Source organism: Pseudarthrobacter sp. NPDC058329 (assembly GCF_042879835.1).
In the GTDB taxonomy this organism is placed as follows: Bacteria; Actinomycetota; Actinomycetes; order Actinomycetales; family Micrococcaceae; genus Arthrobacter.
Window position 1 is genome coordinate 118085 of record NZ_JBHVZR010000011.1, and the last position, 16091, is coordinate 134175.

Below are 16091 nucleotides of genomic sequence, written 5' to 3' on the forward strand. Positions count from 1 at the left end.
AACAGTGAGGGCATTTCACTGCCCATCGGGCACCCTAAGGAGCAGGGCACCCCACCTAAAACCTCGCGGAGCTAGCTTTTCAGATGGCAGGTACCGGCGTTTGAACCACGCCGGGAAAGCACCGCAAGTTGCGACAATACCTCCGGCCCACCTCCGGTCTACTTGCAGAACACGGCGAAAGGCACCTATGATCTACATCACGAGATAGCGCGCGCTAGTTGCTTTCCCCGTTTACTCTCTTCAAACCAACGCCGGACACTCCAGTCCGTCTTAGCCCTCCTCCTCGGATGACAACGGAGCCACCGTGAAACAAGTCCCTTTGCCTGAGCTAACCCCCGCAGATGCTGCAACTGATGCCGCGATTGCCGTAACAGATGTCGCTCTCGAGCACACCCCGGGTCATGGGCCCGAGGCTGGTGGGAAGGCCATCCCCCGTGTAGGGGTCTCGTTCATCCTCATTTACATGTTCACCTACTTTGGGTTCAACCTCGTGATGTTGATGCCCATGCTCTTCAGCATTGCTTACAAAGTCCAGCTCATAGACCCGGCAGGCAAGGATGCCAGCCTCGGTCTTGTCCTTGGAGCCGGAGGCGTTTTCGGTCTAGTGGCCGGTCCCATTGCCGGAGTGCTAAGCGACGCGACTCGCCTTCGCTGGGGCCGTCGGCGTCCTTGGCTCCTTGGCGGAGTTGTTCTCGCCGCCGTCGGAGCTGTGATTATCGCACTGGCGCCTAACATTGCCGTGATGATCATCGGCTTTGCGATCTCGCAACTGGCCGTCGCCACAGTGAGCGCAGGGTTCAATCCCGTCCTTGCGGAGCGTGTCCCGGAGACTCAGCGCGGGAAAATTGGTGCGCTGGGAGGGGTTTCCGCCGCTTTCGCTGGCGTAGGAGCCAGTCTCGTGGGTAGCTTCTTGACCGGAAACCTCCTTCTCCTCTTCCTCCTGCCCGTCATTGTCCTGGCCGCCGGCTCCATCCTTTTTGTCATTGCGGTAAAGGACGAACCCGCTCCCGCCGAAACCTCGGTCCCGTCCTTGATGGATGTCTTCAAGGGCTTCGTTTTCAACCCTCGCAAGCACCCCGATTTCGCTTTGGTATGGCTTGGAAAGTCCTTCCTCCAGTTCGGCTTCACATTTTTCAGCACCTATCAGTTCTACTTCCTTCTCCAGCGACTCGGTTTCACGCCTGAGCAGGCGGGACAGCAGCTTGCCCTCGTGGGCGGCCTGAGCCTGCTCGCCCTGATGTTCTTCGCCGTTGTTGGCGGCTTTCTCTCCGATCGCCTACGGCGACGTAAACCGTTCATCTACGTCTCTGCCTGCCTCATCGCAGCGGGTCTCGTATCTGCCTCCCTCGCCACGGATTTTCTCATGTTTGCCATCGGAGGAATCCTGCTCAGTGCTGGAACAGGTGCCTTCACGTCCGTCGACCTCGCCATGGCCACTGACCTTCTCCCAGAGAAGGACAAAGCAGGTAAGTACATGAGCATTTACTACCTCTCCTCGTCGCTGCCGGCTACCATTGCCCCGTTCATAGCGCCTCCAATCCTTCTCATTGGAGGGGCAGGAAACTACCCCGCGCTGTTCGTGGCCGGCGCAGTCCTGGCCTTGGGTGCGCTGATCTCGACCTGGAGGATCCGCGGAGTCAAGTAGCGAAGCAGACCTAGCAAGCCACGGCCTTACGGGGGTGCCGTGGCTTGCTGCACGTGGAAGTCAAATGGGTTCTGTCTCCTCGCCCCTGATTATTCGGAAACGCCCCCCCGGGAAGCGGCACGAGGGCTAACGAGCTGCAACGCAAGCACATCGAGGAACGGCCCACCACCGGGGACAATTCTCTTAGGTCTACCAGCAGGCTCGGGTGGTTAAAAACCACCGGGCGGCCTCACCGGAGAGATGCCTCAGCGCTTCCAGCTTGCGATTGTCTGGGCGGTCGGCGCGCCCTGCTCCATGATGAATTGTTCCCCGACGCCAAGCATAGATTCCAGCAAGGAATCGGGCTGCTGTAATCAAAGTTGAAACGTGAGGACCACGACCCATAGGCCAGGCTGGACACCCGGTGTGTTCCCGCTTAACTCCCGCCGGGGCGATGCACTGCAGGCGCAGTACATAAATGCACATCAGCGGCAGGATTCGCAGGAACACAGGAAGACGAAGGATGGAATCAACATCATCCAGGCCCTACGGCACCGACTTTCAGGAGTTCACCCATGGCACGCTTCCTTTACAAACTGGGCATTTATAGTGCCCGCCACAGACTGCTAGTCGTCCTGAGTTGGGCGACGATTCTCGTCACAGCTGGGTTAGTTGCCCTGACAGGGATGCGCTTTAGCGATGGCGCGTTTGAAATCCCCGGCACTGAATCCAGCAAAGCTCTCACCGAGCTCGAGCGGGAATTCCCGGTCGTGAACAGTGACGGGGACGGTATCCTGCAGCTTGTCCTGCGAACGGAGGACGGGCAGCCGATCACGAACGAACCGTTTGCCTCCAACATCGCGACCCTCACAGAGTCAGCTACGTCACTTAGCCACGTTTCCTCTGTTCGTTCACCTTTTGATCCGGCTCAGCCGTACGTCTCCCCTGACCGGACGACGGCGGTTCTGACCTTGAACTTTTCCGGTATTTCCAAGGAGAATGCCGAGGAGGTGTACGCGGAAGCCGAGACGTTTGTCGAAACCGTGAGAAATAGCGGACTGGAAGCCGAACTCGGAGGTACGCTGGGCAATCCCGTCCCTGAGATCCTGGGCCCGACAGAGATAATCGGCGCTCTTATGGCGTTTGCCGTTCTGTTCATTACCTTCGGTTCCCTCGTTGCCGCCGGCGCGAACATGCTCACAGCACTGCTCGGTGTAGGAGTCGGGATCCTGGGCGTCTTCGCCTCCTCTGCGTTCCTGCAACCCGTCGGATCAGTCACGCCGATCTTGGCGGTAATGCTCGGACTCGCCGTGGGTATTGACTACTCGCTGTTCATCCTGGCGCGCTTCCGTGCCGAACTGCGGCAAGGTAAGGACCTTGAGACGGCAGTCGGGCGCGCGATCGGAACGGCAGGCTCCTCGGTGGTCTTCGCGGGAACTACTGTCATCATCGCTTTGGCTGCACTTGCAATCGTCAGGATCCCGTTCATCACCGAGATGGGTCTCGCTGCTGCCTTCTCTGTCTTCGTGGCGGTGGCGATGGCGCTGACTCTCCTGCCGGTTCTTATGAGGACCATGGGGACGAAGGTCCTTCCACGCCGGGAGCAACAGCACATCGGCGAAGCCAGCACAGACACTGCCCGACACAGCGATATCACCAAAATAACTTTTCTCGAGAAGACGGCTTCCTTCGTTGTCGATGCACCAGTCCGCTCACTCATCGCCGCAATCGGGGCACTCGTCTTCCTCGCTATTCCTGTCCTGTCACTCCAAACCACACTCAATACACCGGGTGGAGTCGATCCTGACACGTCCCAGAGGCGTGCCTACAACATCATCAGCGAAGAATTCGGTGCTGGGACGCAGAGCCCCCTTATCGTCCTTGTGCAAGATGACACCAACCTGGTTGCCGACGCAGCAGAAGTTAGCAAGCTACTTACGTCGATGAATGGGGTTGACATGGTGACGCCCGCACATGCCAGTGCATCTGGCACGTCGGCCCTCATCAGCGTCATCCCCGAAGGAGGTCCGACCGATGACAGTACCCACGCTCTTGTCCAGGACATCCGGGACCGCAGCGGTCATATCGACGCTGAAGTATCAGTGACCGGTGAGACCGCGGTGTCCATTGACGTTGACGCTCAGCTCAACGAAGCCCTCGTCCTCTACATTGCAGTGATCGTCGGTCTCTCGTTGGTGCTCTTGGTCGTCCTGTTTCGTTCCGTCCTTATTCCCCTCATCGCAACTCTGGGGTTCCTGCTCTCGCTCGGAGCGGGCATAGGCGTCACCGTCGCCGTGTTCCAGTGGAGCTGGGCGGACCTTCTCTTCTCCGCACCGACAGGATCACCCCTGTTAAGCCTCCTTCCCATCCTCATCGTCGGGATCCTGTTTGGGCTGGCAATGGACTATCAGGTGTTCCTGGTATCAGGCATGCGGGAGGCTTACACAAAGGGCTATTCCCCGCGTGAAGCGATTCTTGACGGATTCTCTAAATCAGCGTTCATCGTTGTCGCAGCGGCCACTATCATGGCCGCGGTATTCGGAGGTTTCGCGCTCAGTCCCTCACCGCTTGTCGCCTCCATAGCCCTCGCCCTCACCGTTGGAGTGATCGCAGATGCCTTTATCGTCCGGATGATAATTACCCCTGCCGCCATGTCCCTCCTTGGACGAGCGGCCTGGTGGATACCCGGGTGGCTGGAGAAGGTACTACCAACCATTGATACTGAAGGCCATGGTCTTGATCGCCTCAAAGACCAGCCCCGGGCTGCAGAGCGTTCGTCAGAACTCGTCAGCTAAGTATCTGCACACTTCCCATGGCTTGGCAGAACCATGGGAAGCCGGGGGTTAGGCATAACCCCCAGGGCCCCTACCGCAGCGAACGGCAGTAGCCCACCACCGGGGCCATACCCTAATCACGAAGGCCAGCGGGCGTATACGAATCCGATGATGTTCCGGTCCGCCATGAACATGATCGACGCTCACCCCGAGACCACCGCAACTATCGGAGACCGCATGGACACGGACGTCATCGCGGGGGATGGAGGCCGGCCTGCACACCGTCCTGGTGCTGACCGGCATCACCCAGCGCCAAGACCTCCTCCTACCCGTTCCGACTCAACCAGGTCCTTAGGTCCGTCGCCGGCTCATCGAACAGATCTGATCCGGTCACGATTTTCCCTTCACCGCGAAAGGTATTTCGAGGCTGTCCCCCAGCAGGTCAAAGCGATCGCTGCGAGCCAGGGTCGGTCGGGCTCGATGACTTCCTGCACGCTCCGAGCTGGTGGTGCTGGCTCACCACATACACCAGACGCGGTATGTAGCAGTACTGCGCCCGCACGATGCCCTTGCCGAAACACTCATGCACACTCAATAAAGTGATCGCCCCGGGTTACCCCGACCTATCTAAGGAAAAATCCTATGCAAGCTGCTGACTCCCCAGCGCCGGCTTCCCCTGTAGGGGTTTTGCCGCAGAACAGGTGCCCGTTTGACCCTGACCCGATCTATGCGGAGCTGCGCGGAACCGATCCTGTCATGCGTGTAAGCGCACCTGCAGGGTTCGATGTTTGGCTTGTAAGTGGATACGAGGATGCCCGACGGGTTCTTGGCGACAACACTAACTTCAGCAGTGTTGATGCAAGCTCGTCTCATCTCATGGGCGATCCGGATGCTCTTGGCGGTACACCTCCTCCGGGGGTTCTTTTGCGGTATGACGGTGATGAACACACGCGGCTCCGGCTTCGCCTGGCCCGTGAATTCATGGTGAAACGCGTTGCCCGGCTTGAGCCCTTCATCCGGCAGCTTGTCGCCGAACACATCGATCGCTTGGCGACAAAGCAGGGTCCCATAGATCTTTACAGGGAATTCGGGCTGCCCATTCCGGCTTTAGTAATCAGCGAGGTTCTTGGGGTTGCGGAGGAAGACCGCGAGGAATTCGAAAAGGCCACGGCGGCGCAGGTTGACCTCACCCTCCCTCTGGAGGTGCGGCAGCAAGCGGCGGCCAACAGTGCCGGATTCTTCGCCAAGCTTGTCGCCTCGAAGTATGAACAGCCAGACGATGACCTGCTCAGCCGCCTTATTCAGGAACCGACAGAGCAACCGCTGACTTTTGAGGAGCTGATGGGACTTTCCCTGCTCCTGCTCGCAGCGGGCCACGACACCACAGCGAACATGATCACGCTCGGTACGTACGCTTTGCTCCAAAATCCCGAACAGGCCGCCATGATTGTGGCCGACCCTTCCATCATGGACACCGGCGTGGACGAACTGATCCGGTATCTGAGCATTGTTCACAATGGCGTTCTTCGGAAGGCAACCACAGACGTGCAGGTAGGTAATCAACTCGTCCGAGCCGGGGAACATGTAGCCGTTGTGCTGGAATCAGCGAACCGGGACCCCCGCTTCCTTGATGCCGCCGACAGCCTGGACCTTGCCCGCTCCTCCGCCCATGTGGGTTTCGGCTACGGCCCTCACCAGTGTCTGGGACAGCACCTGGCGCGTCTGGAGCTGAAAATTGCCTTGCCCGAGCTTCTGCGCAGGGTTAAGGGCCTGCGGGTTGTCACCGACGTTGAAAGTATGCCGTTCAAGAACGACATGCTTGTCTACGGAATCCACCAGCTAATGATTGATTGGGACGAGGTTGTGGCATGAAAATCGAGATCGACATCGACAAGTGCGTAGGTGCCGGGGTTTGCGTTCTGGCGGCGCCCACAGTTTTCGACCAAAACGACGATGATGGCGTGATCATTGTTTTAAACGAAACCCTTCCTCCATCGCAGGAGGCCGCGGTTCGTGACGCAGCCGCCCGATGCCCTGCATCGGTCATCCGGCTGACCGAAAAGCAGTGAAAGCAAAAACCCCCGAGCATGTTGTGGTCGTCGGGGCTTCAGCAGCCGGTCTAAGCGCTGCAGAAGCTCTGCGGCGGGGCGGCTATGAAAACAAGCTGACATTAATCGGCGCCGAACCACATCTCCCGTATGACCGGCCTCCACTCTCCAAACAATTCCTTTCCGGGGAGTGGGACCAGGACAAAGTTATGCTCCGTCCGCCGGCCCACCTCGCGGACCTTGATGTCATGACCAGACTCGGCACACCGGCGGTAGGCCTGAACACGGCCGACAGAAAAGTAGCCCTGGCAACAGGGGATGAAGTTGCCTACGATCATCTCGTCGTGGCGACTGGAGTTACCCCGAGGATGCTGCCTGGAACACCGAAGGTACGGGGAGTCCACACGCTTCGGACTCTTGAGGACGCACAAACCCTTCAAACGGAGCTCGAATCAGGTACCCGCGTGATCGTCATTGGTGCGGGGTTCCTGGGAACAGAGATTGCGGCTGTCGCGGCCAATGCCGGCGTGCAGGTCACCCTCCTGAGCAACGCCTCCGCTCCACTTGCCGGGGCTCTTGGGCCCGAGCTCGGAGCAGAAGTTGCAGCGTTGCACGAGAGCCACGGGGTGACCATCAGGACGCGTCAGGCAGCCGGATGCGTCATAACTTCGGATGGCTCCAAGGTAACCGGCGTGGCACTTAAAAACGGCGAGAAGCTGCAGGCTGCTGTCGTCGTCGTCGCGATAGGATCAGCGCCGGCGGTCCGTTGGTTGGATAACAGCGGCCTGGAGATCGGTGACGGCATAGAGTGCGCTCCTGACTCCTTGGCCGCTCCTGGGATACATGCCGCCGGGGACGTAGCCCGCTGGCGCAACCGCCTATTCAACCTTCGTATGCGGGTGGAGCATCGCACGAACGCTGTAGACCAAGGAATTCATGTCGCCGAACAAATCCTCGCCGGAACCAGAGCAGACTACGCACCCGTCCCCTACTTTTGGTCGGACCAATACGATCTCAAGCTGCAAAGCTACGGTTGGCTCCGCAACCACGACGAAGTGCTCTTGACGGAAGGATCGATCGCCGAGGGAAAATTTGTGGCATTATTCCGTCGGGACAACCGTGTGACCGGTGTCGTGGCAGCTCGATCCGTGAAGGCTCTGAGGAGATGGCGTGAACTTATCATCAACAAAGCCAGCTGGTCGGATGCCCTTGATGCGCTCTGAAGTATTCAAGCCACTCGGACCTGCGTATCGTTTGGGGTTAGCCACCCCACCACTGGCACTGCCAGCGTTGTAAGGACTACTGGAGGTGCTGGATATATTTCGCTGGGCCGATTTCCCCAAAACGGCCAAGGAGAAGACTGCCCGATCACCTGATTTGTGGCAGCGTTTTTTGGACATTGTTGTGGTGGCAGTGGTGGCGGCGCACGGCGCGGAATACATTCGATCGGGTTTCTCCGATGTACCCGCTCTGGCTTTGCTGCTCGCCACGTTGGTGCCGGCTGCCCTGAGAAGGCACTTACCCGAGGTAGCGCTGATGCTGGCCGCTGTCTTAGCGGTGGTACTTTCCCTAAACGAGGGACTGGCCCTGCCGGCCTTGTGCGTGCTGCAGGTTTGTCTTATGTCCTTTGCCATCCTCAGACCACGGGCCCAGGCGGTAGTGGCCACCGTATGTGTTGGTTTGGTACTGGTCACAGAATCACTGGCGCTATCGCACCTTTCCCTGCTTGATCCGATGACACTCGCTTTGGTGGCCTGGACAACGGCAGCCGGAGGGATGGGGTCAGCGGTCCACGCCCAGCGCCAATACGTACAGGCCCTCGAAGAGCAATCAAAGGGCCTTCTCAAAACGCGCGAGGCTATCGTTGCCCGGCGAGTAGCGGAAGAACGGATGAGGATTGCACGTGAACTCCACGACGTTATGGCACACCATATTGCTGCGATCAACGTCCACGCCGGATCCGCAGAGGCAAACATTTCCCACGATGAGGGAAGCGCCATAGAGTCCCTGGGCCACATCAGAACAGCTAGCACTGAAGTGCTGCGCGAGCTGCAGGCTATTCTGCACGTGCTGCGCTCAGGGGATTCTGAACCCAAATTGCAATCGGACGAGAACATTCCCATCCCGGGCGCCGCTGACATTCCTCGGCTCCTAGACACCTTCCGCTCCCTGGGCCTGCGTGTCGAGCATCAAGAAGGACTACTGTCCCGTCTGCCGTCCAGCCTCCCAGTGGCGGTGAATTTGGCGCTCTACAGAATTATCCAAGAGGCTCTAACCAATGCCCACAAACATGGGACGGGCACCGCCAGGTTAGATCTCGAAACTACGGACACGGACATCATCCTGAAAATCCATAACGACCGTCGCGAAGAGTCAGCGGAAGCTTCCGGGGACAAGTGGGGCGACGAAGCCCGCACTGGGTTCGGCCTAGTGGGCATGCATGAACGGGCGGCATCGGCGAACGGCCGACTCCGCGTGACGCCGGCATCAACAACCTTCACCGTTGAGACAACATTGCCTCTCAAGGCAAACTCGTGATCCGCGTCGTCATCGTCGATGACCAAGAAATGATCAGGCTTGGTCTTCGCGGCATCTTGAAGACGAGGAACTACTTTGCTGTTGTGGGCGAAGCCGCCGATGGCTTGCAGGCCGTAGCCGTCATAAGCAGTACCCGCCCAGATGTAGTACTTATGGACATCCGGATGCCCGGTGTCGACGGAGTCGAAGCGGTCCGCAGAATTCGAGCCAATCATCAGTTGGACGCTGTGAAAATCCTGGTCCTCACTACTTTCGAGGACGACCAGAATGTCATTCGCGCAATAAAGGCAGGGGCGCAGGGGTTTCTGGGAAAGAACTTGGGACCAACAGATTTGATCAAGGCTGTTGAAGCCATAGCAGCAGGTCATGCATCGCTCTCCGCGGCCGCCGCGAGCACTTTGGTCTCCCACGTTTCGAGTCCTCCAGAACAGCAATATGACAGCGTTGCGGTCGAGGCCGTTTCAAGGTTGACCTCCCGGGAACGGGCAGTAGCGGTAGAGGCTGCTGCCGGTCTAACCAACGACCAAATCGCCACAAAGCTGTTCATCTCTCCGCACACAGTGAAGACCCACCTTAACCGGGCAATGACCAAGACAGGTGCCCGCGACCGCGCACAGCTTGTGATCCTCATCTTTCGGGCAGGACTTGCCGAGCAGGAATAACCGCTCCAACAGAAATTTCGGCGGCCGTATTACACTCCGGGTGAGCCCCCTGGCTTCCTGGTCTAGCGTGCATCTCCGGGATGTCCAGACCAAACCGTTGCAGCGTTCACCACGTCACCACTTTTCGCACGAAGGAGCACGCACCATAGAGCGACAAGACAAAGTTTGTGATGACCGGCTCCTCCATGCCCTTGCTTCAGGATTCGGACCAAGTGCTTGGACGATGCGCTTTTCTACAAACCGATCTCGCACGGTTAACGTTCCGCGTTTTCCGCCATCCGGGCCTCCACCACCATGGGCGGGCCATCGGCTAAGCAATCAGCTGAGGCGTCAACCGGCTGCGATCCTGGCAGCAGTCCGCCCGGCACGCCGACCCGAGAAGATGCAGTCAGCGATCGATAGTCCGCTGATATAGCCAACAGCACAGATTCCTACGGCGCTCCGGCCCGCGGCGTACAACCCCTCGATCCGCGCTCCTTCCGTGTCGAGCACGTTTCCAGTCTGCTCGTCCACCCTGAGACCGCCCAGTGTGAGGCCTGGTGCCGGATAGAACGGTGAGTTGTTCACCGACACGTCGATGGCAAAGTACGGCCCTGACAGGATCGTTGTGGATAGCTCAGGCGCCTTGTGGGCAGGGTCTCCGCTGCCTGAGAGGATCCCGGCGTTGTAGGCGGTGATCGTTAATTCCAAGGCTGAAGCCGGCACGCCGATCTTCGTTGCCAGCTCCGCCAGGTCGCGTCCTTTGCGATGCCCGATCGTGTACAGGTAGGCCAGTTGCAGAAGCTGGAAGGTGTTAGCCTGAGTCCGAATCTGGCGTCGGGCTTTTCGCCACTGCCGAGCATCCATTACCAAATGGCCGACGGCGCCATGGTCACGCACCATGTGATCTGCGAACGTCGCCCCGTAGAGGTCTTCATTAGTTATGCGCTGACCGTCGCCGTCGACGATGATCCCCTCAGTCATGGCGCTGGTGGGCGTGATGAACCTCCAGGCAGTCATCCGGTCCATGTAGGCAGTCGCACCGCCCGCCGAGATTCCCAAGGAGATGGCGCCGCCGTCATCACCGGCGGTGCCGAGAGGGGAGATGTCGGAGTAAGGGCCCGCCCAGCGCGCCATCCACGTGCTATTCCGTACAAAGCCACCGCCGGCGAGTATGACGCTGCCAGCACGCGCCTCCCGGACCTGCGCCACAGCGGCCCACTCGCTGTCGAGTTTCGCCGCCAGCCGCGCCCCGATGGCCGGCGCCCAGTTGCCGAGCTTTGACGCGAGGGCGCTTCGACGCGGGTAGTGCGCACCTAGGTCAGCCACGTCGGCGGTGCGGTAGCGAACGCCCGTTACTGTCCCGCCCTCGGTGATGAGTTCATCGACTTTGCTGTGCGGCAGAAACTCCACGCCCAGACTCAGCGCTTGTTTGCGCAGCCGACTGAACAGTACTTTGCCTGAATCGAGCCCCTTGGCCACCTGTCGGTGGCCCCGAGGAGCCGGGCGGGCGTACTCGTTATAGGGGTATGCCTTCTCATTGCCGGAGTAGTAGAGGTAGTGGCGGTCGGTCGGGTACGAGGTCTTGTATGGAGCGAGACTGCCTTCGAACGAAGCCCCTTGCCGCTCAAGCCAGTCGATCATCACCGAGCTCGATTCACAGAAAGTGCGCAGCGTCTCGTCGCTCACGGCTCCGCGTACCTCTTGTCGGAGGTACTGAAACATGTTCTCCGGGTCGTCATCAACGGCTGCAGCCGCCTGAACTCTCGTGCCACCCCCGGCATAGACAATGCCACCCGATAACGCGGTCGCGCCACCACCGAAACCGCGGTCCAGCACGAGCACATGAGCACCCGCTTCGGCCGCCTCGATTGCGGCCGAAACTCCAGCAGCACCGAAACCTACAATGATGACGTCGTAGCCGGCCGCACTGGCCGCGGGCGTCGAGCCCTTCGCCGTAGTCGACATCTAGAGCACAGATTTCATCTGCTTGGCCACCATGCCCGTAGCCCAGCGGGGGGCCAACCGCACGAGGCGATCGAGGAGTAAGGCGTCGCGCCCGACCAGGATGCGGAACTTGCCCTTCACTATGCCCTCGACAATCGCCCGCCCGGCATCCTCCGGAGTAGTCGATCGAACCTTCTTACCTTTGGCATCGATCATCGCGACGCCGGAGTTACCCGTGAGGTTCGTGGAGATGTTTCCCGGAAAAATTGTCGAGACGGCAAGAGTTGAACCAAGCGCCTCTGCGTACAGACCCTCACTGAACTGCTTCACCGCACCCTTGCTCGCGCCGTAGAAAGCCTGACCCGCGAACGGAATGAGTGCCGATAGGCTCGACATGTTCACGAGAGCAGACGCAGGCCGGGATTTCAGCACTGGAAGGAACTCGCGGCACACGTTGACCGTGCCCCAGAAGTTGACATTGATAACCCGTTCCATCACTTCTGCAGGAAGTTCCTCGAACTCAGCGAAAGCGTGAATGATGCCTGCAATATTCACGACACCGTCGACATGGGTGTGCTGGCTCAGGACCTCATCTCTGAGTTCTGCAACGGCAGCCCGGTCGGTGACGTTCACGACGTGCACCGTCAAAAGTCCCTTGGCGCCCTGCGCCAGTTGCTGGGTTTCGGCCAAGCCGACTTTGTTCAGGTCAACCGCTGCAACGTGAGCGCCCCGTCTCATCAGTTCAAGGGCGACCTGCCGGCCCATGCCATTGCCGCCGCCTGTGACGACGAATACCTTGTCTCGGATCTGCATGTTTCATTCCTCACAGCTGGGGTTTGTTCGGCCACTATACTTGACGGTGGAAAGTATTTCGCAAGGAAAAGGTAATGTTGTGGCGCGACGGATAGACGAAAACGACCCGGATTCTCCCGTCGTGGACCGCATGAAGGAGATCGAATCGTCCGCCGTGGCTGCTCTCGTCCGCCTCGTGGGGTACTGGACTTCGGACGACTTCCAGGGCGTTCTGGCGAGACGTGCCGGAGTGGACACGGAATCGCGGGACGTTCCGGCGCTTTTCATGCTCGCCCGCCTAGGGCCAGTCCGGCCCAGTGTGTGCGCGCGTGCCCTCAACGTGTCCGCTGGCAACGTCAGCAGGATGGTGGACCGCCTCGCTGCTCGTGGGTATGCCCGACGCATAGCGGACCCGTACGATGCCCGAGCGTCTCTCGTCTCGCTGACGGAACTCGGAACAAATGCCGCCGAGCGCTTGAATAGGGAGGGTGAGCGGCTATTTACAGACCTCCTGAGTGCCTGGCCACCCGGTGAAAGCATGATGTTCTCGGCGATGCTCGTCCGATTCGCTGACGAGGTTGCAAAGCAGGAGCATTGACTACCTCCGTACCCATGGACGGTGAATCACACATCATCGGGCGAGCAGTGACGCGGCACCCATCGTCCGTTGCACTACCCAAGAACTGGCCTTATTTGCCCGTGTCTACGGAATTAGCCGGGAAACCGTCTGTCAGGATCTGCGTCACGCCAGAATGGAGTAGACCGCTCCCGTGATGCGCTGCCGGTGTGCAGCAGCGGAAGCGGCCATTATTGGTTAAGCGTGCATATTCGATTACGAACTATTCGAAACCACCTGAAGACGCTATTCGTCAGGTTGGGGCGCACCCCAACCTGACGGATGCCGCTAGTCAGTCCAAACTCGGCCGCTACTGGAGTCGAGGCCCCCAGCGCACCCTTACGTCCCCGGGCCGCTTCTACGGGGAGGCAGCAACGAACTTGCCATCCTGGAACTGCAGGGGAGCTCCACGATGGACGTGTAATTCGTGGCCGGGACACAACTGGGGCCGGAGGATGGGTAGGGGCCGTTCTCCTGAAGTACTCGCACGGCTCCAGCTCCTCTATCGCAGGCCAATTAGAAGCCGGGCCACGGGGCGACAGGTCGTTCAGAGAGAAACCTGCCGCAGTCTGAGGGAACCCCGGCGGCCGACCGAAACCCCTTAAGGATATTGATTAAACGGGTCGTTTTTGATCCTCCAATGAGTGGTGCCCCCACCATCGAGGGTGGGGGCATTACTTGGGTGGCTTGTGCCGCGTTCAGCTAGCCGATCAGGGTGCTGATGAGCCGGAAGGACAGGGCGAAGATGGCGATGAGGCCGATGGCTCCGAAGAGGTTCTGCCACCACTTGTTGCGGAGGTCACCCATGACGGCGGTTTTGTTGGCCATGGTGACGATCAGGACTCCGAGCAGGGGTGCAATGAGGACTGTGAGGGACTGGGCGATGACGATCAGGCCGACGGGTGAGGACTGGAATGAGAGGGTGATGATCATGCCGAAGGCCAGGATCGCTGCGGTGAAGATGCGCGCTGCGGGGGACCCTGCCTTGGCGCCGCGTCCGATGGCGTCGGAGAGCATTGTGCCGCCTGCGGTGGCGTTGGCGATCATGGAGGAAAACGCGGCTCCGGAAAGTCCAAGGGCGAAGAGCATGGCTCCGGTGGGGCCGGCCAGCGGGGTGAAGACGGAGGCGAGGGCGTTGATGGTCCCTGCTTCGGCCCCCGTCTTGCCGAGTACGGCGGCGGCGACCATGATGACGAGAGCGGTCATGATGCCGGGTGCGACGATGCCGGGGATGGTGTCGACGAGGGTGATGTCCTTGTAGTCGGCGCGGGTGCGGCGGTGTTCTTTGATGCCGTAGGAGGTGTAGAAGGCGGCGTTGATGGAGAAGTTGGTGCCGACGAGGGCCACGATGAGGATCTCACTTCCGGCGGGCAGGCTCGGAACCATGCCTGCCATGGACCGGTACCAGTCGGGCTGGGCAACAACGGTGCTGGCGATGAAGGCCAAACCCATGAGGACGACGATGACCAGGAGTGCTTTTTCGACGATGCCGTAGACGTTTTTGAAGGCCAGGACGATGCCGACGGCGATGGTGCAGACCACGGTCCAGAGGACCGGGGAGCCGCCGAAGATCAGGGACAGGCCGAGCCCGGAGCCCACTGCGTTCCCGACGGAGAACATGAGGGTGATGCCGAAGACGCCGAATCCTGCGAGAAGGCCGACCCATTTGCCGAGGTGCTCCTTAATCGAGGTGATCAGGGAGACGGGGGTGGCGATGCCCAGGCGGACGCTCATGTCGGTAAAGAAGATCATGAGGATCGTTGATACTGCAATGACCCAGACGAGGGTGTAGTCGAACCGGCTTCCTGCCTGCACGGCGGTGGTGAGGTTTCCGGGGCCGAACTGCCATGCTCCGACGACGAAGGCAGGGCCCATGAGGGCAAGGTAGCCCAGGAAGGTGCGGTGCTTCTTCGTGGTGCCTTCGGTCTGGTGTTCTTGCTGGGTTGCCATCTGGTCTTCCCTGGTTCCGGGGTGGGTGATGGTCTTATTCTGCTGCTCGCGCATTGGCGAGTCCTCCTTATACAGCGGCACTGCTGGGGGCGTCATTGGCCCGGGACGGAGAGTAAAAAGTTAGGGCACGGGTGGCGGGCTGTGGCCTGCCACCCGTGAGGATCCAGGGAAGAAGGGATCAGGCGCTGACGGTGACCTTGCCGATGTTTGCGGCGGCGAAGGCTTCCGCAATTTCGGTATCGGCGCCCTCGGGCAGGGGCAGGAGCGGGGTGCGGACTGTGGCGTGGTCCAGGATGCCGCGGTTCACGAGGCCCCACTTCAAGGCGACGGTGCCTTCCATGTGGGAGCCGCGGTGGTAGACGTTCTTGGTCACTGGGAGCAGCCGCTCGTGGATGGCGTGGGCACGCTTGTAGTCCTGTGCCTTGCCGGCTTCGATCAGTTCGACGAGGAGTTCGGGGGCGATGTTGCCGTAACCGACGAGCAGACCGTCGACATCGAACATCGTCGGCAGCAGGTACTCGTCATGGCAGGACAGTACCTGCAGCTCGGGGTACGCGGCGCGCAGCGCGGGGATCTCGGTGTACCACCGGCGCATGTTCCGGACACCGTTCTTTGTGGCAAACACGCCCTCCTGGCCAGCGATCTCCAGCTGAGTGTCGAGGTCGTAGGTCGCCTTGGTGTTGTCGGGGTACTGGAACAGGATCAGCGGCAGACCGGACTCTTCATAGATTTCCTGGTAGCGCGACTGCGGCGCGCCGTCCTGGTATCCGAAGCGCAGCCACCCGTGCGAGGGGTAGACGAGACCAGCTGACGCACCGGCCTCGACGGCCTTCTTGGCCTCGAGGGCAGCGGTCTTGTTGCCCTCCTTGGTGATGCCCGCCACGACCGGCACACGCCCCTCGGTCGAGGCCACGAAAGCGCGGATAACGTCCAGCTGCTCCTCTTCGGTAAGGAACGTGCCTTCGCCGGCGTGCCCCAGGACGACGAGGCTCTTCACGCCCTCAATCGATCCGAGCCACGAACCCAGACGCTGGATCGCAGCGAAGTCGACAGCGCCATCTTCGGTGAACGGGGTGACAGGTGCGGGGCTGAGTCCGCGGAGATCGAGTGTCATTTACAGCTACCTCTTGTCTTCATTGATGGTCGGCAGTCCCGCTAAGA

At 60.1% G+C, this 16091-nt stretch carries 12 protein-coding genes and 1 pseudogene; 9 read left to right on the plus strand and 4 right to left on the minus strand.

Translation table 11 applies throughout. From position 1 onward, the window contains the following. Positions 1-319: 319 nt before the first annotated feature. The 8 genes and pseudogenes from ACFVYC_RS14930 to ACFVYC_RS14965 all read left to right on the plus strand — a co-directional run bounded on the left by ACFVYC_RS14930 (position 320) and on the right by ACFVYC_RS14965 (position 9646). The gene (locus tag ACFVYC_RS14930) at positions 320-1645 is read left to right on the plus strand and encodes an MFS transporter (RefSeq protein ID WP_387551477.1); all 1326 of its coding nucleotides are present in this window, start codon (positions 320-322) and stop codon (positions 1643-1645) included. Between the two features lie 554 nt (positions 1646-2199). Beyond that, the gene (locus ACFVYC_RS14935) at positions 2200-4419 is read left to right on the plus strand and encodes an MMPL family transporter (protein WP_387551480.1); all 2220 of its coding nucleotides are present in this window, start codon (positions 2200-2202) and stop codon (positions 4417-4419) included. 64 nt (positions 4420-4483) lie between these two features. Next, positions 4484-4763, plus strand: a pseudogene (locus tag ACFVYC_RS14940) (HAD hydrolase-like protein); the annotation flags it as partial. A 322-nt stretch (positions 4764-5085) separates the two neighbouring features. Next, positions 5086-6270 carry a cytochrome P450 gene (locus ACFVYC_RS14945; protein ID WP_387551483.1) on the plus strand — a complete coding sequence of 395 codons (1185 nt, stop codon included), beginning with the start codon at positions 5086-5088 and terminating at the stop codon, positions 6268-6270. Then, complete coding sequence (locus ACFVYC_RS14950) at positions 6267-6467, plus strand: ferredoxin (protein ID WP_387551485.1); 201 nt, start codon at positions 6267-6269, stop codon at positions 6465-6467. The genes ACFVYC_RS14945 and ACFVYC_RS14950 overlap by 4 nt, the downstream gene beginning before the upstream one ends. Further along, complete coding sequence (locus ACFVYC_RS14955; protein ID WP_387551488.1) at positions 6428-7669, plus strand: NAD(P)/FAD-dependent oxidoreductase; 1242 nt, start codon at positions 6428-6430, stop codon at positions 7667-7669. Before ACFVYC_RS14950 ends, ACFVYC_RS14955 begins: the two co-directional genes overlap by 40 nt. 85 nt (positions 7670-7754) lie before the next feature. Next, positions 7755-8984 (plus strand): sensor histidine kinase, encoded by a 1230-nt coding sequence (locus ACFVYC_RS14960; RefSeq protein ID WP_387551491.1) that lies wholly within the window; start codon positions 7755-7757, stop codon positions 8982-8984. Beyond that, a complete protein-coding gene (locus ACFVYC_RS14965) occupies positions 8981-9646 on the plus strand; it encodes a response regulator (RefSeq protein WP_387551493.1) in 666 nt (221 codons plus the stop codon). Before ACFVYC_RS14960 ends, ACFVYC_RS14965 begins: the two co-directional genes overlap by 4 nt. Positions 9647-9976: 330 nt before the next feature. Here the strand turns inward: ACFVYC_RS14965 and ACFVYC_RS14970 are convergent, their stop codons facing one another. Continuing rightward, positions 9977-11593 (minus strand): FAD-binding protein, encoded by a 1617-nt coding sequence (locus tag ACFVYC_RS14970; protein WP_387551496.1) that lies wholly within the window; start codon positions 11591-11593, stop codon positions 9977-9979. After that, positions 11594-12385 carry an SDR family NAD(P)-dependent oxidoreductase gene (locus ACFVYC_RS14975; protein ID WP_387551499.1) on the minus strand — a complete coding sequence of 264 codons (792 nt, stop codon included), beginning with the start codon at positions 12383-12385 and terminating at the stop codon, positions 11594-11596. It lies immediately after the preceding gene. 130 nt (positions 12386-12515) lie between these two features. On the opposite strand from ACFVYC_RS14975, the gene ACFVYC_RS14980 reads away from it, so the two are divergent. Next, positions 12516-12962 (plus strand): MarR family winged helix-turn-helix transcriptional regulator, encoded by a 447-nt coding sequence (locus ACFVYC_RS14980; RefSeq protein WP_387551583.1) that lies wholly within the window; start codon positions 12516-12518, stop codon positions 12960-12962. Positions 12963-13682: 720 nt separating this feature from the next. On the opposite strand, the gene ACFVYC_RS14985 is transcribed toward ACFVYC_RS14980, so the two are convergent. Together ACFVYC_RS14985 and ACFVYC_RS14990 are read right to left on the minus strand one after the other, a co-directional pair. Then, positions 13683-14984, minus strand: coding sequence for an Nramp family divalent metal transporter (locus ACFVYC_RS14985; protein ID WP_387551502.1), 1302 nt, complete (start codon positions 14982-14984; stop codon positions 13683-13685). Between the two features lie 124 nt (positions 14985-15108). Then, positions 15109-16044, minus strand: a complete 936-nt coding sequence (locus tag ACFVYC_RS14990; RefSeq protein ID WP_387551505.1) for a dihydrodipicolinate synthase family protein — start codon at positions 16042-16044, stop codon at positions 15109-15111. Between the last annotated feature and the right edge of the window lie 47 nt (positions 16045-16091).

What these genes read in the sequence shown, in the direction of transcription:
- ACFVYC_RS14970 (WP_387551496.1), bottom strand. Translation starts at nt 11,593, where the DNA reads ATGTCGACTACGGCGAAGGGCTCGACGCCCGCGGCCAGTGCGGCCGGC.
- ACFVYC_RS14980 (WP_387551583.1), top strand. Translation starts at nt 12,516, where the DNA reads ATGAAGGAGATCGAATCGTCCGCCGTGGCTGCTCTCGTCCGCCTCGTG.
- ACFVYC_RS14990 (WP_387551505.1), bottom strand. Translation starts at nt 16,044, where the DNA reads ATGACACTCGATCTCCGCGGACTCAGCCCCGCACCTGTCACCCCGTTC.
- ACFVYC_RS14985 (WP_387551502.1), bottom strand. Translation starts at nt 14,984, where the DNA reads ATGCGCGAGCAGCAGAATAAGACCATCACCCACCCCGGAACCAGGGAA.
- ACFVYC_RS14950 (WP_387551485.1), top strand. Translation starts at nt 6,267, where the DNA reads ATGAAAATCGAGATCGACATCGACAAGTGCGTAGGTGCCGGGGTTTGC.
- ACFVYC_RS14955 (WP_387551488.1), top strand. Translation starts at nt 6,428, where the DNA reads ATGCCCTGCATCGGTCATCCGGCTGACCGAAAAGCAGTGAAAGCAAAA.
- ACFVYC_RS14935 (WP_387551480.1), top strand. Translation starts at nt 2,200, where the DNA reads ATGGCACGCTTCCTTTACAAACTGGGCATTTATAGTGCCCGCCACAGA.
- ACFVYC_RS14975 (WP_387551499.1), bottom strand. Translation starts at nt 12,385, where the DNA reads ATGCAGATCCGAGACAAGGTATTCGTCGTCACAGGCGGCGGCAATGGC.